This is a genomic window from Pseudomonas orientalis, assembly GCF_022807995.1.
Taxonomy (GTDB): domain Bacteria; phylum Pseudomonadota; class Gammaproteobacteria; order Pseudomonadales; family Pseudomonadaceae; genus Aquipseudomonas; species Aquipseudomonas orientalis_B.
In genome coordinates this window covers 966858-984859 of record NZ_CP094351.1, presented here as the reverse complement: position 1 = coordinate 984859, position 18002 = coordinate 966858, and the positions used below count along the sequence as shown (strand labels likewise).

The following is an 18002-nucleotide window of genomic DNA, read 5'->3' as shown; positions in this document are numbered from 1 at the left end:
GTTACCGCGCTCTAGGCAAAGGCCCCGATATCAGGCATATAATTTGCTTATGTTTGGCGCTCACGCGCCCTGTCGTGGATGGCGCATTGCGCCGGCGAATAAGGTGTTAAGCCCCTGCCATGAAACCATCGCTAGTCCTGAGAATGGGCCAGCAGCTGACGATGACACCGCAGCTGCAACAGGCCATCCGCCTGCTCCAATTGTCGACCCTGGACCTGCAACAGGAAATCCAGGAGGCCCTGGAGTCCAATCCGATGCTCGAACGCCAGGAAGAAGGCGACGACTTCGACAACACAGACCCTTTGGCCGACAACATCGAGCAAAAGCCCAATCCCGACGTACAGGAACCGTCCTATCAGGAAACCGCGCCGACGGTGGATAACCTCGAGGACGGCGAATGGAACGAACGCATTCCCAACGAGCTTCCCGTGGATACCGCCTGGGAAGACGTCTACCAGACCAGCGCCAGCAGCCTGCCCAGCAACGATGATGACGAATGGGACTTCACCACCCGCACATCGGTCGGCGAGAGCCTGCAGAGCCACCTGCTGTGGCAACTGAACCTGGCGCCGATGTCCGACACCGATCGCCTGATCGCGGTCACCCTGATCGATTGCATCAATAACCAGGGTTACCTGGATGAGACGCTCGAAGAAATTCTTGAGGCGTTCGACCCGGAGCTGGATATCGAGCTGGACGAGATCGAAGCCGTCCTGCACCGCATCCAGCAATTCGAGCCCGCCGGGATTGGTGCCCGCACGCTCAGCGAGTGCCTGTTGCTGCAACTGCGCCAATTGCCGGCCAAGACACCTTGGCTGGCTGAAGCCAAGCGCCTGGTCAGCGACTACATCGACCTGCTGGGCAGCCGCGACTACAGCCAGTTGATGCGTCGCATGAAGCTCAAGGAAGACGAGCTGCGCCAGGTCATCGAGCTGGTTCAGAGCCTCAACCCTCGTCCAGGCTCGCAGATCGAATCCAGCGAAGCCGAGTATGTCGTGCCTGATGTGATCGTGCGCAAGGACAACGAGCGCTGGCTGGTAGAGCTGAACCAGGAATCGGTACCGCGCCTGCGGGTCAACCCGCAATACGCCGGTTTCGTGCGCCGCGCCGATACCAGCGCCGACAACACGTTCATGCGCAACCAGTTGCAGGAAGCGCGCTGGTTCATCAAGAGCCTGCAAAGCCGCAACGAAACCCTGATGAAAGTCGCCACCCAGATTGTCGAGCACCAGCGCGGCTTCCTGGAATATGGTGACGAAGCCATGAAACCGCTGGTGCTGCATGACATCGCCGAGGCGGTGGGCATGCACGAGTCGACGATTTCACGGGTAACCACGCAAAAATTCATGCATACCCCACGGGGTATTTATGAGCTGAAATACTTTTTCTCCAGCCACGTAAGCACCTCCGAAGGCGGCGAATGCTCGTCCACGGCGATCCGCGCGATCATCAAAAAACTGGTTGCCGCGGAAAATCAGAAAAAGCCGTTGAGTGACAGCAAGATCGCTGGTTTACTGGAGGCACAAGGCATTCAGGTCGCCCGTCGAACCGTCGCCAAGTACCGCGAGTCCCTTGGGATCGCGCCTTCCAGCGAGCGTAAGCGTTTGATGTGACGGGCGGGGCACAGCGTTCCAGTGGCAGGCGCCTTTCGCCTGCCGCTTTATGCACTGGCAACGAAGGAGAAGCTGTATGCAAGTCAACATCAGTGGACACCACGTAGAAGTCACCCCTCCAATGCGCGAATACGTCGAGCAGAAGCTGAAGAAGCTTGAAGGACATTTCGACAAGATCACCAACGTGCAGGTCATCATGAAGGTCGATAAGCTTCAGCAGAAAATCGAAGCGACCCTGCAGATACCCGGTGGCGAAGTGGTTGCTAATGCCGAACATGAAGACATGTATGCATCGATCGACTTGCTCACCGACAAGCTTGACCGCCAACTCAAAAAGCATAAGGAAAAGAATCTGCACCTGATGCAAGGTACAGGTCGTTAACCCTCCCCCATGATCCAACTTGAAACCATCCTGACCCCCGGCCGTTCCCTCGTGAACGTGCCGGGCGGCAGCAAGAAGAAAGCCCTCGAACAAATTGCCAACCTGATCAGCAGCCAAGTGCCTGAGCTGGAGATGCAAGATGTCTTCGAGGCGCTGATTGCCCGTGAAAAACTCGGCTCGACCGGTTTTGGCAACGGCATCGCCATTCCCCACTGCCGCCTCAAAGGCTGCGAAACACCGGTCAGCGCTCTGCTGCACCTGGATCACCCTATCGATTTCGATGCCATCGACGGCGCTCCGGTCGACCTGCTGTTCGTTCTGCTGGTCCCGCAAGCCGCCACCGATGCCCACCTGGAGCTGCTCCGGCAGATCGCCAGCATGCTCGACCGCAAGGAAGTGCGCGATAAATTGCGCAGCGCCAGCAGTAACGAGGCGCTGTATCAGGTCGTCCTGGATGAGCAAAGCGGGCAGTAATCATGCGTTTGATCATCGTCAGCGGCCGTTCCGGGTCGGGTAAGAGCACTGCCCTCAATGTTCTTGAAGACAGCGGCTTCTATTGCATCGACAACCTGCCCGCCGGCTTGCTGCCGGAATTGGCGGAACGCGCCCTGATCCACACCGAGTTGGCGCAACCGCTGGTCGCCGTGTCGATCGACGCCCGCAACCTGCCCAGTCACCTCTCGCGGTTCCCCGAACTGCTCGAGGAAGTGCGCGCCAAGCATATTCATTGCGACGTGCTGTACCTGGACGCCGACGAAGAGACCCTGCTCAAGCGGTTCTCCGAAACCCGCCGACGCCACCCGCTCAGCAGCGCCAACCGCTCCCTGGCCGAAGCCATTGAGGACGAGACCAAACTGCTGGGGCCGATCATCGATCTGGCTGACCTCAAGATCAACACCACCAACCTGAACCTGTACCAACTGCGCGATGCGATCAAGCTGCGGTTGCTGAACCAGCCGGAGCCTGGTACGGCGTTTCTGGTCGAGTCGTTCGGCTTCAAGCGTGGCATGCCGGTGGATGCCGACCTGGTGTTCGACGTGCGCTGCCTGCCCAATCCGTATTGGAAGCCGGAGTTGCGTGACCAGTCCGGCCTTGACCAGCCCGTGATCGACTACCTGGCGGCACAAGCGGATGTGGAAGAGATGTTCCAGGATATCTCCACCTACCTGCTCAAATGGTTACCACGCTTTGCCGCAAGCAACCGCGCCTATGTCACCATTGCCATCGGCTGTACCGGCGGCCACCACCGTTCCGTCTACCTGACAGAGCGACTGGGCCAGGTGCTGCAACAAACCCTCAAGAATGTCCAGGTTCGCCACCGCGACCTTAGCTGAAAGGAACACCACTGCGATGCCGGCTCGGGAAATTGAAATCATCAACAAGCTGGGCTTGCACGCCCGCGCATCAGCCAAGTTTGTCGGTGTCGCCGGGCAGTTCCCCTGCCAGATCCGCGCCGGGCGCACACCGGAATCGATGGTCGACGGCAAAAGCATCATGGCGATGATGATGCTCGCCGCAGGCAAGGGCACGAAAATCCATCTGAAAACCGAGGGTGAACAGGAGCAGGAAGCGATGGACGCGTTGGTCGCGTTGATCAACAACTACTTCGACGAGGGTGAATAACGCCTTCCTCTTGCAGGAGCGAACCGGCTCGCTCCCGCTACCCCAACGCCGTGTCCATCACCATCATCAAGCAAAACCCGATGCACAAGCCCAGGCTGGCGAGCTTGTCGTGACCGTTGCGGCGTGACTCCGGGATGACCTCATGGGTCACCACCAGCAGCATCGCACCGGCAGCCAGTGCCAACCCCAAGGGCAACAGCACTTCGGCCAGACTCACCAACCACGCGCAGAGCACCGCAAATACCGGCTCTACCAGACCCGACGCAGCGCCGATCAGAAACGCCTTGACCCGCGACATCCCCGCCCCTGCCAACACCAGCGCAATCACCAGGCCTTCCGGTACGTCCTGCAGGGCAATGCCCATGGCGAGGCTGTCGGCATCCGCCATGCCGCCGCCGGCAGATACACCCACCGCCATACCTTCCGGAATGTTGTGGGCAATAATGGCGAACACAAACAGCCAGATGCGCGGCGGGATAACCGGCTTATCCGGCGTGCCCACCAGCATTTCCGGGCTGGCGCCTGAAACCTTGCGGTCCACCAGATACAACCCGAATGCACCGAGCATGATGCCGAAGCTGATCAGGCCGCCCGCGCCCCAGGGCGAGAGCCCCAGGCTTTCTGCGGCGGCAATTCCCGGCACCACCAGCGAAAAAGCGGTCGCCGCCAGCATGACCCCCGCACCAAAGCCCAGCAGGGTATCGCTCAACGCCGCCGGCATACGGCGAATCACCAGCACCGGCACTGCACCGAGGGCGGTGCCGAGCGCGCAGATCGCCCCGCCCTGGAGCGCACGCAAGATGCGCGGCTCCAGGTCGAGCCAGGCCAGGCCATGAGCCACCAGTAAAGCCGTACCGACTAATACAAGCAGGGAGCCAAACGCGTAGCGAAACAATCGCACGCTGCTAATCGCCAGGGTTTCAGTGCCCATAGTCGGCCTTAGGTCTTGTTATAGAGTGAATGTCAGGCCAATGCGGCCTGGTAGCGCGCGGCAACCTCCGGCCAGTTGATGACGCTATAGAATGCATTGATGTACTCCGGTCGTCGGTTTTGATACAGCAGGTAGTAGGCGTGTTCCCAGACGTCCAGGCCGAGGATCGGCGTGTTGCCGCTCATCAACGGGCTGTCCTGGTTGCCACTGCTTTCTACCACCAAGGTCTTTTGCGGGGTCACACTCAACCAGGCCCAGCCGCTGCCGAAACGGGTCAATGCCGCCTTGGTGAAAGCGTCCTTGAAACTGTCGAAGCCCCCCAGTTGCGCGTCGATGGCCTGGCCCAGGACACCCTCGGGCTTTCCGCCACCCGTAGGCGACATGACCGCCCAGAACAGCGAGTGGTTGGCATGACCGCCTCCTTGGTTGACCACGGCAGCGCGTAATTTCTCCGGTAATTTTTCAACGCTGGCTACCAGCTTCTCCACCGGCCAGCCCGCGAACTCGGTGCCCTCGACCGCAGCATTAAGATTATTGATGTAAGTCTGGTGGTGCTTGGTGTAGTGAATTTCCATGGTTTGCGCATCGATATGGGGTTCAAGCGCATCAAAGGCGTAAGGCAAGGCCGGCAGGGTGTAGCTCATATCAATGTGCTCCATATTGGGAGTGGGTCGGTTGCGGCGCACCAGCGCCCAGCAAGCGATGAGTGCGTGGGTATTCGCCGTGATCACTGATGAAATTCAACAGTTCGACGTAGGTTTTGCTGCTCTGGCGCAGCGCTGCCTCGCGCAATTTCGGGCTGAGGCGTGGGTCCTGCATGGTCTGCAGCAGCCGCTGGTGAATGGCGCAGAGGTATTCCGCGCTTTCCTCGGGCTGGTTCAGCCGCAGATGCAGGTCTGCCAGGTTGTGATGGGAAATGACACAAGCCGCCACGGCCTCATCAGCATCTGCCCAGCGTTCGAATAACACCTGGGCCAGGGCCAGGGCTTGCAGGTAGGCCTCGCGGGCGTCTACCAGCTCGCCCGCCATAAAGCAGCGATTGGCCCGTTCGATCGTGCGTTTCCAATGCTCCATGGTGAACCTCCAAAGCGGGGTCGATGATCTACACGCCGCCAGCCGTGAGCTTTTCCGGATCCAGCAGGACTTCCAGTTGGCTGCGCGGCAGGTCGGTGTGTTCGAGGGCGACATCGATGACCGGACGGCCCTGCCGATAAGCCTGTTTGGCGATTTCGGCGGCCTTTTGGTAACCAATGATCGGATTGAGGGCGGTCACCAGAATCGGGTTGCGCGACAACGCCTCCTTGAGCTTCGCTTCGTTGACCTTGAAGCTGGCGATGGCCTTGTCCGCCAGCAAACGACTGGCGTTGGCCAGCAGCTCCAGGCTACTGAGCAGGTTCTGGGCGATGATCGGCAGCATCACGTTCAGCTCGAAGTTACCCGATTGGCCGGCCACGGTAATCACCGTGTCGTTGCCGATGACCTGGGCGGCCACCATGGCCGTGGCCTCGGGGATCACCGGATTGACCTTACCCGGCATGATCGAAGAACCCGGCTGCAGGCCTTCGAGCTCGATTTCGCCGAGGCCGGCCAGCGGGCCGGAGTTCATCCAGCGCAGGTCATTGGCGATCTTCATCAGCGAGACGGCGGTGGCTTTCAACTGACCGGAGACGGCGACGGCGGTGTCCTGGGAGCCAATCAACGCAAACAGGTTCTTGCCCGGCGTGAACTTCACCTGGGTCAGGTGGCTCAGGTGCCCGCTGAAGCGTGCGGAAAACTCAGGGTGCGCATTAATGCCGGTACCTACAGCCGTGCCCCCTTGGGCCAGCGCCTGCAGCGCCGGCAACAGGTCCTGCAAGTGGCCGATATTGGCCTTGAGTTGCTGCGCCCAGCCATTGAGCACCTGGCTCATGCGCACTGGCATGGCGTCCATCAAATGGGTACGACCGGTCTTGATAAACGGGTGGACCGCTTCGGCTTTTTGCTCGATCACCTGCACCAGGTGCAGCAAGGCCGGCAGTGTCTGCTCGTGCAGCACCAGCGCGGCGCTGACATGAATAGTGGTCGGAATGATGTCATTGCTGCTTTGCCCGCAATTGACGTGGTCGTTGGGGTTTACCACCTCGCCCAGCAAGCGGCTGGCCAGGGTTGCAATCACTTCGTTGGCGTTCATGTTGGAACTGGTGCCGGAGCCGGTCTGGAAGATATCCACCGGAAAGTGCTGCATGTAGTCGCCTTCCAACAAGCCCTGGGCGGCATCGACAATGGCCTTGCCCTGCCCTTCGCTGATTTGCTTGAGGTCGACGTTGGCCCTGGCGGCGGCGGCCTTGGCCAGGATCAGCGCGCGAATGAATTGCGCCGGCATGCGTTGGTGGCTGATCGGAAAGTTGTTCACCGCGCGCTGGGTTTGCGCGCCGTACAGGGCCTCGGCGGGGACTTGCAGTTCGCCCATGCTGTCGCGTTCGATACGTGTGTTACTCATCGTTGGATCCTTGCACCACATCGGAGAAAGAGAGAGATGGCAGTAATTGGCAGGTCGCCAATTGCCAGGCGAACGCCTGCCAGCGCTTGAGCCGGCAGGCGCAGTGAGAGAGTTTTTCCAGGTCACGCAGCGGGCGCCAGGCCTGGTCCAGACACAGGGAGCGCCAATGCCAGGGCAGCGCGATATCGTTGGCGGTGTCGATGAGCAGGCGAAATGAGGTTTCGGCGATCGTCCACGGGTGGGTCGCGGTGCAACACGCCAGGTAACGCCCCTCATTGAGGTAATGTTCGATCAGGCGAGGTTCATTGGGGTCGAGCCCGCAGCGGATCTGACGACTCATCCACCGCCAACTTTCCAGGTACGGGTCCTCATGCAAGACAGAACTCATGATCCACACTCATCCAGTAATGATATTCATTATTAAATGATATTAAGAATCAAAACAAGAACGGCAGGTTGAACTCGCCTTACAGAGCCCCAAAAAAAGGCGCGCCATCATCGAGATGGCGCGCCTTTTTTGGTGACGCGTCGCAGGTCAGCTACCGGCGACCGTCATCCGTTCGATCAATACGGAGCCCGTGCGGATATTGCTGCGCAGCTCCAGATCATTCCCCACTGCAACGATCTGCTTGAACATATCGCGCATGTTGCCGGCGATCGTCACTTCCTGGACGGCGAACTGAATCTCGCCGTTTTCCACCCAGAACCCCGCCGCGCCACGAGAATAGTCACCCGTCACCATGTTCAGGCCGTGGCCCATCAGTTCGGTCACCAGCAGGCCGCGTCCCATGCGACGCAACAGCGCCGCCTGGTCTTCATCGCCATGGGTCACGAACAGGTTGTGGACGCCGCCGGAGTTGGCGGTGCTGGGCAGGCCAAGCTTGCGGCCCGCGTAGGTGCCCAAGACATAAGACACCAACTCGCCGTTCTCGACGAACGGCTTGGCATAGGTGGCCAGGCCATCGCCGTCGAACGAGGTGCTGCCCATGGCGCGCATGAGGTGCGGCCGCTCATCGATGGTCAGCCATTCAGGAAACAGCGTCTGGCCGATCGCGCCTTCCAGAAAGGAAGATTTACGATAGAGGTTGCCGCCGGAAATCGCTCCGAGAAAACTGCCGAACAAGCCACCGGCCAATTCGGCGGAAAACAGCACCGGCACTTCGCATGTGGGCACCGGCCGCGCGCCCAGACGGCTGGCTGCACGTTGCGCAGCACGCTGGCCAATGCTGACCGGGTCTGCCAGCAACTCACCCTGACGGTTCACGTCGTACCAGTAATCACGCTGCATCTGGCCATCGGCCTCAGCGATCATCACGCAGCTCAAGCTGTGACGGGTAGAGGCATAGCCGCCGATGAATCCATGGCTGTTGCCGTAGACACGGCAGCCCTGGTGGGTACTCAGCGTGGTGCCGTCGGCGTTTTTGATGCGAACATCGGCGTCGAACGCCGCCGCCTCGCAGGTCAGCGCCTGTTCGATGGCTTGCTCGGGCGTGATGTCCCAGGCGTGGAACAGATCGAAGTCCTGCAGATCCTTGGCCATCAACGCTTTGTCGGCCAAGCCCGAGCTCTCATCCTCGGAGGTGTGCTTGGCGATTGCCAGGGCGGCGGCGACGGTTTCACGAATCGCCTCCGGGCCACTGGCCGACGTACTGGCCGAGCCTTTACGCTGGCCCACGTACAAGGTAATACCAAACCCCTGGTCGCGATTGAACTCAACGGTTTCCACTTCCCGCTGACGCACCGAAGTCGACAGCCCCTGTTCCAGCGACACCGCTACCTCACAGGCGCTGGCCCCCTGGCGCTTGGCCTCGGCAAGGATCTGCTCGACTTGTTCCTGCAGTGCCGGTAACGCTTGCGGACCGACGCTTTGGGCTGCACTCATGGTTTTCTCCACTCAAATTCTGCTCTCGGTTAAGGCCATCGAGCGACCGGGCCGGACAAGCGGCCCCCGACTGGTTATCATGGCGGCGTTTCTTTGCGGACTGCCACCATGGTTGATTCTTACGACGACTCCCTCGATGGGGAGAAAAGCAAAACCCAGGTCAAACGCGAGCTGCATGCTCTGGTTGACCTCGGCGAGCGCCTTACAACGCTCAAGAAAGACTTGATTGCCAAACTGCCACTGACCGACGAAATGCGTCGGGCCTTGGCCGATGCGCCTAAGCACACCGCGAATATCGCGCGCAAACGGCACATCATGTTTATCGGCAAGCTGATGCGCGATCAGGACACTGACGCCATTCTGGCCTTGCTCGATCAAACCGATGCCTCCACTCGCCAGTACAACGAACGCTTCCATAACCTGGAGCGCTGGCGTGACCGCCTGATCTCGGGCGATGACGCCGTGCTGGAGAAATTCGTGCTGGACTATCCGGACGCGGACCGCCAGCAATTGCGCTCCCTGATCCGTCAGGCCCAGCACGAGCAGGCGCATAACAAGGCGCCGGCCACCAGCCGTAAAATCTTCAAATACATCCGTGAGCTGGACGAGACTCAACGCGGTCTGCGCTGATCCTCTTCCCCGGGTGGCGGCCTTCGCCACCCGAAGCTCCACGGCTTACGACCCCGTGCCACCCACGGTGATCGCATCGATTTTCAAGGTTGGCTGGCCCACGCCCACCGGCACCGACTGCCCATCCTTCCCGCACGTACCCACGCCGCTGTCCAGCGACAGGTCGTTACCGACCATCGACACCTTGCTCATGGCCTCCGGCCCATTGCCGATCAATGTCGCGCCCTTGACCGGTGCGGTAATCTTGCCGTCTTCGATCAAATACGCCTCGCTGGTGGAGAACACGAACTTGCCGCTGGTGATATCCACCTGCCCGCCACCAAGGTTGGCGCAGTAGATGCCGCGCTTCACCGAAGCAATGATTTCTGCCGGATCGCTTTCGCCACCGAGCATGTAGGTGTTGGTCATGCGTGGCATCGGCAGGTGGGCATAGGATTCGCGGCGACCGTTGCCGGTGCGCGCCACGCCCATCAGGCGAGCGTTGAGCTTGTCTTGCATATAGCCCTTGAGCACGCCGTTTTCGATCAGGGTGGTGCACTCGGTCGGCGTCCCTTCGTCATCCACGCTCAACGAACCACGCCGACCGGCCAGGGTGCCGTCATCGACAATGGTGCACAGCTTGGATGCGACCCTCTCGCCCATGCGCCCGCTGTAGGCGGAGCTGCCCTTGCGATTGAAGTCGCCTTCCAGCCCATGACCCACGGCTTCGTGCAGCAACACACCGGACCAACCCGAGCCCAGCACCACCGGCAGGGTACCGGCCGGCGCCGGAATCGCTTCCAGGTTGACCAGCGCCTGGCGCAGCGCCTCACGGGCGTAGCCCATGGCGCGGTCCTCGGCGAGGAAATAACGGTAGTCGGTACGCCCGCCGCCGCCATGGCCACCGCGTTCGCGGCGACCGTTCTGCTCGACGATCACACTCACGTTGAAACGCACCAGTGGCCGCACATCGGCCGCCAGGCCGCCGTCAGTGGACGCGACAAGGATGCGCTCCCACACACCGGCCATGCTCACGGTGACCTGCTGGATGCGCGGGTCCAGGGCACGCGTAGCCGCGTCAACACGCTTGAGCAGCTCGACCTTTTCCGCGCGACTGATCACTTCCAGCGGATTATCCGGCGCGTACAACTGCGCCACGTCCTGGGTACTGAACGCCTGCACCGTGCCGTTCTGGCCCGCGCGGGAGATCGAGCGCGCCGCACGCGCCGCCAGGCCCAAGGCCTCCAGGGTAATGGCGTTGCTGTAGGCAAAACCGGTTTTTTCGCCCGATTGCGCGCGAACCCCTACACCCTGGTCAAGGTTGAAACTGCCTTCCTTGACGATGCCGTCTTCCAGCGCCCAGGACTCGGAAATCTGCCCCTGGAAATACAGGTCGGCCGCGTCGATCCCCGGTCCGGCCAGATCGCCCAGCACGGTTTGCAGATTTTCGATGGTCACGCCACCGGGTGCCAGGAGATGTTCACTGACTGAGGACAACAACTCGCTCATAGGTTTGGCCTTAAATTCATCGTTCTGAAGCAGGTCGCTGTGCGCCCTGCGAGAAAAAGCGCCGGTGGTTGACCACCGGCATGCGCGTCCGTATCGACGCCTGTTCATTGCTGTCGCGTTCGGCCACCAGCACCGCTTCGCCCTGATCTTGTTGGACCAGCACGCGCCCCCAGGGGTCGATAATCGCCGCGTGCCCATGGGTTTCCCGTGGCCCAGGGTGCACACCACCCTGGGCGGCCGCCAGCAGGTAACACTGGGTCTCGATGGCCCGCGCGCGAATCAGCACATCCCAATGCGCAGCCCCGGTCACCGCTGTAAACGCCGAGGGCGCACTGATCAACTCAGCCCCGGCCGCACGCAACTCGCTGTACAGCTCGGGGAAGCGCAGGTCATAACATACTGTCAGCCCCAAGCGCCCCACGGGTGTATCCGCCACTACCACGTTGCTTCCGAAAGCATAGTCGTCGGATTCGCGATAGCGACCTCGGGCGTCCGCCACATCCACATCGAACAAGTGCAGCTTGTCGTAACGGGCAACGATTTCACCACGGTCGTCGAGCAGCAGCGAGCAGGCGTTGGGCTTGGCGTCCGGCTGATCCCTGGGTGGCAACGGTATTGTGCCGGCCACTATCCATAAGGTGAGGTCGCGGGCGGTCTGTTTCAACCATGGGAGGATCGGGCCTTCACCCAAGGCTTCGGCGCGACCGATATCGGCCATGTCACGGCGGCCCATGGCGGCGAAGTTCTCCGGCAGTACTGCAAGCCTGGCGCCATCCGCCGCCGCGCGTTCCAGCAGGCGGCGTGCCTGGGCCAGGTTAGCCGGGACATCACTCTGGCTGACCATTTGAATTACCGCAAAGGACATGGGCCGACACTCCGTAAAGGACATGCGGCCATGCTACTCCACAGCCTCTCAGTTTGGTTTTTCAAATGGCTTGTCGAAGGTGATTTTCGGGTCTTTCCAGGGGCCTTGCACGGTGTACTGCACACTGGCGAAGCGCGACACCCGGTCTCCGATCAACTTGTCGATCAGGAACAACGCACCGCCAATGGCCGGCGCGCCGACGATCAATGCCGCGATGGGCAGGTTGTTGGTAACCGGCAGGGTCACCAGCAATTTGGCATCGACGCGGTCCGCCACCAGGTCCAGGGTGCCGTTGAGCTCAAGGTTGGTGGACGGCCCGGTCATGGTGATGGGCTCACGGGTCACGAACACACCATCACTGGCCGCCAGCAAGCCCTTGACCCGGTCATAGCTCAAGCCCTTGCCGAGCAAGTCGGAGAAGTCCAGGCGCAAACGGCGGCCAATGGAGTTGAAGTTAAGCAGGCCGAACACCCGCAGCGCCTGGGCGCCACCTTCCACTTCCACGAACTGGCCTTTGCGGAACGCCGCGTCCAGACTACCGGAGAACCGCTTCGGCCCGACCCAGGCCGGCGAACCCGGCCAGCGACCATCCACGTCCAGATGAAAATCCTCGCTGGTCACCGTGGGCGCAAATCCCCAGCCTTTGAGCACGTCGGCAATGTTCTTGCCGTCCAGTCGCCCTTTGTACCAACTGCTGCTGGCCCCCGGCGCGCCTTCCCAACCACCGGCACCGTTGAGTTGCATGCCCTTGAGGCCCAGGTTCAGGTTGTTGAAGGCCAGGCCCTTGGCGGTCGGGCGGATTTTCAACGACCACGCGCCGACCAGGTCCGGGCCCTGGAACAGTTGATCGATGGCGATATCCAAGGCGGGGATATCCTTGGGATCGATATCGGCCAACGGGTCCGGCGCATTTTCGTCAGCCTGCACGGTAGGGTCTACGGCGGGCAGCTTCACGTATTGCAGGTTGACGGCAATAGGGGCGCCCTTGGCGTCCGGCAGATTCACCGTGCCCTTGGCTTGCTGGCTGTCGAACTGCAGGCCCCAGGCCACGGGCTTGCGATCCAGTTGCAGTTTGACCTGGTCGAACCGGGTACCGAAACCGGTCAGCTTGCCCACCTTGAAATCGGCACCGCTGAGCAGTTGCCTGGCACTGCCGCCCGGATCGTTACCCGCGTAACGGTTCGCCAGCTTTCTCCACGGATCGACGTCCAGCTCGGAGAGCACTCCGCGAACGCGCAGCCCCTTGGCGCCGGGCAATACCGCATCGCCATCGCCGAGGAACAATTCGCCGCGGCCATCGTTGAAGTTATCCGGCGGCGCCGCAAAGGTGAAATTCGCCAGCTCACCGTAATCAAACCAGTAACGCCGCTCGGCGCCCTGCAAGGTCATGCGAAACGTACTGTCACGGCCCTGGCTCGCCGGCATGCCGAACGGCGCCGGCAGATCCACCGCAACGCCCTTGAGGTTGGAGTCGACCATCAGCTGACTGTCCGCGCCGTCGAGGATGACTTGCAGCTGGTACGGAATATCGCCGGACACCGGCAGCGGCTGGCTGATTTTCAACCAGTCCGTAAGCCGCTTGACCGTGACCTGGCCCTTGGCGGTCACGCGGGTGCTGATAGCGCCGGGCTTGCCCTCGGCAAAAATCTGCGCGGTGATCGGGCGATCGAACGCCTGGGCCGAAATAGACTGGCCGCTCAAGCCCTTGGCGCTGTCGAAACGGAAGTCACCCTTGAGCTGGGTCAGGTCCAGGGTGGGCTCGGCCAGTTGCAGGCGCGCCTTGTCGGTCTTGAAGTCGACCACGATCTTGGGTTCGGTGCCCTTGGCCAGAGGCACATCCAGGTCCAGGCTGCCTTGCAGGTTGCCCTCGCCCTTCCAGCCCGCAAAGGTGGAGGCGGTGCCGATCGGCGCTTCCTGGAGGATTTTCAGACCATCGCCCAAACCACCGGAGAATCCGCCGGTGAGCAGCAGATGGCTGTCTTGGCCGGCCGGTGCGTGGGGGATATTGACGTAGACGTCCTTGACCTGGGTATCGAGCAACTGCCCTTTGCTGGCCAGAATGCGCACGCCGCTCTCCTCGACGAACACCTCCCCGTTGACCTTGCTCACATGGGGCCAGCCCGGCTGGAACGCCAGCTCGGCATCATGCACCTTGAAAAACAGGCTGATATTGCGTGAGGCCGGCAGCGCGTTGTGGCTCAGGGAGCCCTGGTACTGGAAGAAACCTTCATCTACCGCGCCTTTGAGGATCGCCGTGCGCAACCATTCATCCAGCGCCGGGCTCAACACTGCCGGCAGATACTTGGGGGTGAAACGACCATCGCCGTCGACCATACCGACCCGCAGGTCCATGTAGTCCTCCTGGCTATGGTCGAAATGCAGGCGAATCAGGAAGTCCGCAGCGACCTTGCCTTCCTCCCCCAGCACTTTGATATACGGCGCGACCAGGGTGAAACCCTGCTTGTCCAGCGTCCAGGTCAGGCGCGCATTGGCCTGGATGTACTGCCATGGCTTGGCGAAGATCGGCGACAGGTGCAGGGAAAAGTCCTTGCTGTCCATGCGCAACTCGCCATGGCCCAGGTCGCCGCTGATGCTGCCGGACACATTGCGCGCGGCCGGTGCGCCGAAGTAGGCGTCAAAACCGACACGCTCGAGGTTGGCGGCAAAACTGACTTTTTGATCGGTGCTGTCCTCTGGACGGTAGTCCACGAGCACATTGCGCAACAGACCGGTGGCTTTCAGATGCTCGACGGCCTTGGCGAAACCTTCCGGCAGTGGTGCCAGGGCATTGAGCAGTGGAGTGATGGGGGTCAGGTCGAGCCGGTCGGCCTGAAGCTTCCAGACTTCCTGATCTTTATCGGTGGCCAGGCTCTGCTGCAGTTGCAGGCGCGATTCCCAGCGGGTTTCGCCGATATTCATGGCCAGCGAATCAAACAGCACCTTGAGACCGCCGTCGCTGCGTTGCACATAAGCGGTGAGCGCCAGGTTCTCGATATGGACCGGCTTACGCTCGGCGTAGCTGCCTTTCACTTGCGGCGAATCAAGGCGCACCACCGCGCTTTGCACGGTGCCGTTGGCCCAGTTGAGCCAGAACTCACCGCCGGCCTTGAGCTGGGTGAGCTTCCATTGCCGGGTCAGCCGGGACGGAATCCACTGAGCCCAGTCGCTTTGAGGGAGGCTCAAGTAGGCCTCGACCTCGGCATCTTTCCATTGGCTGGCGCGCATGCGGCTGCGCAGGCTCAGGGCGAGCGGTTGGCCGTCGGGCAGTGTCAGGCGCGCGTCCACGCGTTGCCGGGTCGTACCGGTGTGCAGGTTCAGGCCTACATACGTCACGGTCACCGGCGCGCGGTCAAACGGTTGCAGCGTTACCTGGCTGTCCAGCACCGATACGCGCTTGACCATTTGCATGCGGGTGAGCAGTTGCTGCGGGTCCAGGGGCTGGTCATCCGGTATCGGCAAGCCTTGCAGCGCCCAGCGACCCTCCTTGTCTTCCTTGACGCTCAACTGCAAGCCGCTGACTTGCAGGTGCGCGATGCGCACTTCACGAGCCATCAGGCTGGCCCAGAGGTCGGGCACCACCTCAACCTGGTCCAGACGCAACGCACTGCTCCCCTCGCCGACCATTACGTCATGGGCCAGCAATATTGGCGCAAATCCTTTCCAGCGTCCCTCGAGGCTACCGATATGCAGCGGCATCTGCACCGCAGCCTGGGCCTTGGCTTCGACTTCAGCGCGGTACTCGGCCACCAGCGGGGTCAATTCACGGCCCAGGCTTACGTACACCGCCGCCACTACCAGCAGCAACGCACACAGGCACAGCCCCCAACGGGTCAAAGCGGCAAAAAAGCGTATCAGACGCTCCATGTCAGGCGACCCTCAAGGCAGTAGTCGGACCACAGGTCTGCGCCTGTCGGTCTCGAAAAGAGAAAACGAATGGGGATCAGAGCAGCACCACGTCGTATTGTTCCTGGGAGTACATGGTTTCGACCTGAAAACGAATGGTGCGCCCGATAAAGCCCTCCAGTTCAGCGACGTTACCCGACTCTTCATCCAGCAGGCGGTCCACCACTTTCTGATTGGCGAGCACTCTATAACCTTCGGCCTGGTAGGCGCGTGCCTCCCGCAGGATTTCGCGGAAAATCTCGTAGCAAACCGTTTCCGGTGTTTTCAACTTGCCGCGTCCCTGGCAACTGCTGCAGGGTTCGCACAGCACCTGTTCAAGGCTTTCGCGGGTGCGCTTGCGGGTCATCTGCACCAGGCCCAGCTCGGTGATGCCAATGATGTTGGTCTTGGCGTGGTCGCGCTCCAACTGCTTTTCGAGGGTGCGCAGGACCTGCCGTTGGTGTTCGCCGTCCTCCATGTCGATGAAGTCGATGATGATGATGCCGCCCAGGTTGCGCAGGCGCAGTTGGCGCGCAATCGCGGTGGCCGCTTCGAGGTTGGTCTTGAAGATGGTTTCTTCGAGGTTGCGGTGGCCCACGAACGCGCCGGTGTTGACGTCGATGGTGGTCATGGCTTCCGCCGGGTCCACCACCAGATAGCCGCCGGATTTGAGCGGGACCTTGCGTTCCAGGGCTTTCTGGATTTCGTCTTCGACGCCATACAGGTCGAAGATCGGCCGTTCGCCTGGATAATGCTCCAGGCGGTCGGCAATTTCCGGCATCAGTTCGGCGACAAATTGCGTGGTGCGCTGGAAGGTTTCCCGCGAGTCGATGCGAATTTTCTCGATTTTTGGGCTGACCAGATCGCGCAAGGTTCGCAACGCCAGGCCAAGGTCTTCATAGATGACGCTTGGTGCGCCAATCGTCTTGATCTGTACATCAATCTGATCCCACAGGCGTCGCAGGTAACGGATGTCCATCAGGATTTCATCGGCGCCCGCCCCTTCGGCGGCGGTGCGCAGGATAAAGCCACCGGCTTCCTTGATGCCTTCGGCGGCCACACAGTCGCTGACCACCTTCTTCAGGCGCTCGCGTTCGGCTTCATCTTCGATCTTGAGAGAAATACCCACATGGGCCGTACGCGGCATGTACACCAGGTACCGCGAAGGAATCGACAGTTGAGTGGTCAGCCGGGCGCCCTTGGAACCGATGGGGTCCTTGGTGACCTGCACCACCAGGCTCTGCCCTTCGTGCACCAGGGCGCTGATGCTTTCCACCGCCGGGCCTTCGCGCAGGGAGATTTCCGAAGCGTGGATAAACGCGGCGCGGTCCAGGCCGATGTCGACGAAGGCTGCCTGCATGCCCGGCAATACGCGTACCACCTTGCCTTTATAGATGTTGCCGACGATCCCGCGCTTCTGGGTACGCTCCACATGCACTTCTTGCAGAACACCGTTCTCTACCACCGCCACGCGCGATTCCATCGGCGTGATATTGATCAGAATCTCTTCACTCATGGCTGGGTCTCGTTCAGGCGTTTTCACAATAGTGACCGATCGCTTATGGCTTGGCGCGAAAGTAAGGTGCTCAGCGCGCGGTAAGGTTTTGCCAACAGGGTATGCCGAATTGGCTCAGCAGTTGCGCGGTTTCGCACACTGGCAAGCCGACCACGGCGGAATAGCTGCCATTGAGTCCGGTCACGAACACCGAGCCAAGCCCCTGGATAGCATAGCCGCCTGCCTTGTCCCGGGGTTCGCCGCTGTGCCAGTAGGTCGTAGCCTCCTGAACGGAAATGTCGCGAAACGCAACACGGCTGCTGACACAACGGGTTTCACAGCGCTGGCCGTCGTTCAGTGCAATGGCCGTGAGGACTTCATGTTCACGCCCCGCCAGGGCCATCAACATCGCCAGGGCATCAGCCTGGTCCACCGGTTTGCCGAGAATTTTGCCATTCACGATAACCGCCGTATCGGCACCCAATACGCAGATACCCGTGGTTTGCCCAAGCGCAGCGAAACCCGCGGCGGCCTTGCTTCGCGCCAGGCGCTCGACATAGGCCACAGGGGTTTCGTTGGTTAGAGGCGTTTCATCGATGACGGCGCTGACCACGGTGAAAGGCACACCGATCTGGGTCAGCAACTCACGGCGGCGCGGGGAGCCCGAGGCCAGATAAAGCGTATTCATTGCAGACTCTCCCTGTAGGGTTCGATAACCAGGCAGAGCCTCGC

At 61.1% G+C, this 18002-nt stretch carries 17 protein-coding genes; 6 read left to right on the top strand and 11 right to left on the bottom strand.

What is annotated here, in order from left to right; translation table 11 throughout:
- Positions 1-119 precede the first annotated feature (119 nt).
- From MRY17_RS04255 to MRY17_RS04235, 5 genes are all read left to right on the top strand, one after another.
- A complete protein-coding gene (locus tag MRY17_RS04255; protein WP_057724573.1) occupies positions 120-1613 on the top strand; it encodes an RNA polymerase factor sigma-54 in 1494 nt (497 codons plus the stop codon).
- A gap of 76 nt (positions 1614-1689) precedes the next feature.
- The gene (gene hpf, locus MRY17_RS04250; protein ID WP_057724572.1) at positions 1690-1995 is read left to right on the top strand and encodes a ribosome hibernation-promoting factor, HPF/YfiA family; all 306 of its coding nucleotides are present in this window, start codon (positions 1690-1692) and stop codon (positions 1993-1995) included.
- A gap of 9 nt (positions 1996-2004) precedes the next feature.
- Entirely contained in the window at positions 2005-2469 is a 465-nt protein-coding gene (gene ptsN / locus MRY17_RS04245) for a PTS IIA-like nitrogen regulatory protein PtsN (protein WP_181282665.1), read from the top strand.
- A 2-nt stretch (positions 2470-2471) separates the two neighbouring features.
- Positions 2472-3329 (top strand): RNase adapter RapZ, encoded by an 858-nt coding sequence (gene rapZ, locus MRY17_RS04240; RefSeq protein ID WP_057724570.1) that lies wholly within the window; start codon positions 2472-2474, stop codon positions 3327-3329.
- Positions 3330-3345: 16 nt separating this feature from the next.
- Positions 3346-3618: an HPr family phosphocarrier protein gene (locus MRY17_RS04235; protein ID WP_044271635.1), complete on the top strand. Its 273-nt coding sequence runs from the start codon at positions 3346-3348 to the stop codon at positions 3616-3618.
- A 37-nt stretch (positions 3619-3655) separates the two neighbouring features.
- On the opposite strand, the gene MRY17_RS04230 is transcribed toward MRY17_RS04235, so the two are convergent.
- From MRY17_RS04230 to pmbA, 6 genes are all read right to left on the bottom strand, one after another.
- Positions 3656-4549 carry a ZIP family metal transporter gene (locus MRY17_RS04230; RefSeq protein ID WP_181282666.1) on the bottom strand — a complete coding sequence of 298 codons (894 nt, stop codon included), beginning with the start codon at positions 4547-4549 and terminating at the stop codon, positions 3656-3658.
- Between the two features lie 32 nt (positions 4550-4581).
- Positions 4582-5193 carry a superoxide dismutase gene (locus MRY17_RS04225; RefSeq protein WP_181282667.1) on the bottom strand — a complete coding sequence of 204 codons (612 nt, stop codon included), beginning with the start codon at positions 5191-5193 and terminating at the stop codon, positions 4582-4584.
- A 1-nt stretch (position 5194) separates the two neighbouring features.
- Positions 5195-5623, bottom strand: coding sequence for a hypothetical protein (locus MRY17_RS04220; RefSeq protein ID WP_181282668.1), 429 nt, complete (start codon positions 5621-5623; stop codon positions 5195-5197).
- 28 nt (positions 5624-5651) lie between these two features.
- Positions 5652-7028 carry a class II fumarate hydratase gene (locus tag MRY17_RS04215; RefSeq protein WP_243353339.1) on the bottom strand — a complete coding sequence of 459 codons (1377 nt, stop codon included), beginning with the start codon at positions 7026-7028 and terminating at the stop codon, positions 5652-5654.
- Positions 7021-7416 (bottom strand): FagA protein, encoded by a 396-nt coding sequence (locus MRY17_RS04210; RefSeq protein ID WP_124431500.1) that lies wholly within the window; start codon positions 7414-7416, stop codon positions 7021-7023. The genes MRY17_RS04215 and MRY17_RS04210 overlap by 8 nt, the downstream gene beginning before the upstream one ends.
- 147 nt (positions 7417-7563) lie before the next feature.
- Positions 7564-8910 (bottom strand): metalloprotease PmbA, encoded by a 1347-nt coding sequence (pmbA, locus tag MRY17_RS04205; protein WP_181282670.1) that lies wholly within the window; start codon positions 8908-8910, stop codon positions 7564-7566.
- A gap of 108 nt (positions 8911-9018) precedes the next feature.
- On the opposite strand from pmbA, the gene yjgA reads away from it, so the two are divergent.
- Positions 9019-9540: a ribosome biogenesis factor YjgA gene (gene yjgA, locus MRY17_RS04200; RefSeq protein ID WP_017138246.1), complete on the top strand. Its 522-nt coding sequence runs from the start codon at positions 9019-9021 to the stop codon at positions 9538-9540.
- Positions 9541-9585: 45 nt separating this feature from the next.
- Here the strand turns inward: yjgA and tldD are convergent, their stop codons facing one another.
- From tldD to MRY17_RS04175, 5 genes are all read right to left on the bottom strand, one after another.
- Positions 9586-11028 carry a metalloprotease TldD gene (tldD, locus tag MRY17_RS04195; protein WP_057724563.1) on the bottom strand — a complete coding sequence of 481 codons (1443 nt, stop codon included), beginning with the start codon at positions 11026-11028 and terminating at the stop codon, positions 9586-9588.
- A gap of 16 nt (positions 11029-11044) precedes the next feature.
- Positions 11045-11893 (bottom strand): carbon-nitrogen hydrolase family protein, encoded by an 849-nt coding sequence (locus MRY17_RS04190; protein WP_243353338.1) that lies wholly within the window; start codon positions 11891-11893, stop codon positions 11045-11047.
- A gap of 48 nt (positions 11894-11941) precedes the next feature.
- Complete coding sequence (locus MRY17_RS04185; protein ID WP_243353337.1) at positions 11942-15757, bottom strand: YhdP family protein; 3816 nt, start codon at positions 15755-15757, stop codon at positions 11942-11944.
- Positions 15758-15833: 76 nt separating this feature from the next.
- The gene (gene rng / locus MRY17_RS04180) at positions 15834-17291 is read right to left on the bottom strand and encodes a ribonuclease G (RefSeq protein WP_181282673.1); all 1458 of its coding nucleotides are present in this window, start codon (positions 17289-17291) and stop codon (positions 15834-15836) included.
- A 70-nt stretch (positions 17292-17361) separates the two neighbouring features.
- Positions 17362-17958: a Maf family protein gene (locus tag MRY17_RS04175; RefSeq protein ID WP_181282674.1), complete on the bottom strand. Its 597-nt coding sequence runs from the start codon at positions 17956-17958 to the stop codon at positions 17362-17364.
- Positions 17959-18002: the final 44 nt, after the last annotated feature.

Coding starts and splice junctions, on each gene's coding strand:
- hpf (WP_057724572.1), top strand. CDS start 1,690: ATGCAAGTCAACATCAGTGGACACCACGTAGAAGTCACCCCTCCAATG.
- tldD (WP_057724563.1), bottom strand. CDS start 11,028: ATGAGCGAGTTGTTGTCCTCAGTCAGTGAACATCTCCTGGCACCCGGT.
- MRY17_RS04255 (WP_057724573.1), top strand. CDS start 120: ATGAAACCATCGCTAGTCCTGAGAATGGGCCAGCAGCTGACGATGACA.
- MRY17_RS04220 (WP_181282668.1), bottom strand. CDS start 5,623: ATGGAGCATTGGAAACGCACGATCGAACGGGCCAATCGCTGCTTTATG.
- MRY17_RS04235 (WP_044271635.1), top strand. CDS start 3,346: ATGCCGGCTCGGGAAATTGAAATCATCAACAAGCTGGGCTTGCACGCC.
- rapZ (WP_057724570.1), top strand. CDS start 2,472: ATGCGTTTGATCATCGTCAGCGGCCGTTCCGGGTCGGGTAAGAGCACT.
- MRY17_RS04185 (WP_243353337.1), bottom strand. CDS start 15,757: ATGGAGCGTCTGATACGCTTTTTTGCCGCTTTGACCCGTTGGGGGCTG.
- MRY17_RS04225 (WP_181282667.1), bottom strand. CDS start 5,193: ATGAGCTACACCCTGCCGGCCTTGCCTTACGCCTTTGATGCGCTTGAA.
- MRY17_RS04190 (WP_243353338.1), bottom strand. CDS start 11,893: ATGTCCTTTGCGGTAATTCAAATGGTCAGCCAGAGTGATGTCCCGGCT.
- ptsN (WP_181282665.1), top strand. CDS start 2,005: ATGATCCAACTTGAAACCATCCTGACCCCCGGCCGTTCCCTCGTGAAC.
- yjgA (WP_017138246.1), top strand. CDS start 9,019: ATGGTTGATTCTTACGACGACTCCCTCGATGGGGAGAAAAGCAAAACC.
- MRY17_RS04230 (WP_181282666.1), bottom strand. CDS start 4,549: ATGGGCACTGAAACCCTGGCGATTAGCAGCGTGCGATTGTTTCGCTAC.
- MRY17_RS04210 (WP_124431500.1), bottom strand. CDS start 7,416: ATGAGTTCTGTCTTGCATGAGGACCCGTACCTGGAAAGTTGGCGGTGG.
- pmbA (WP_181282670.1), bottom strand. CDS start 8,910: ATGAGTGCAGCCCAAAGCGTCGGTCCGCAAGCGTTACCGGCACTGCAG.
- MRY17_RS04215 (WP_243353339.1), bottom strand. CDS start 7,028: ATGAGTAACACACGTATCGAACGCGACAGCATGGGCGAACTGCAAGTC.
- rng (WP_181282673.1), bottom strand. CDS start 17,291: ATGAGTGAAGAGATTCTGATCAATATCACGCCGATGGAATCGCGCGTG.
- MRY17_RS04175 (WP_181282674.1), bottom strand. CDS start 17,958: ATGAATACGCTTTATCTGGCCTCGGGCTCCCCGCGCCGCCGTGAGTTG.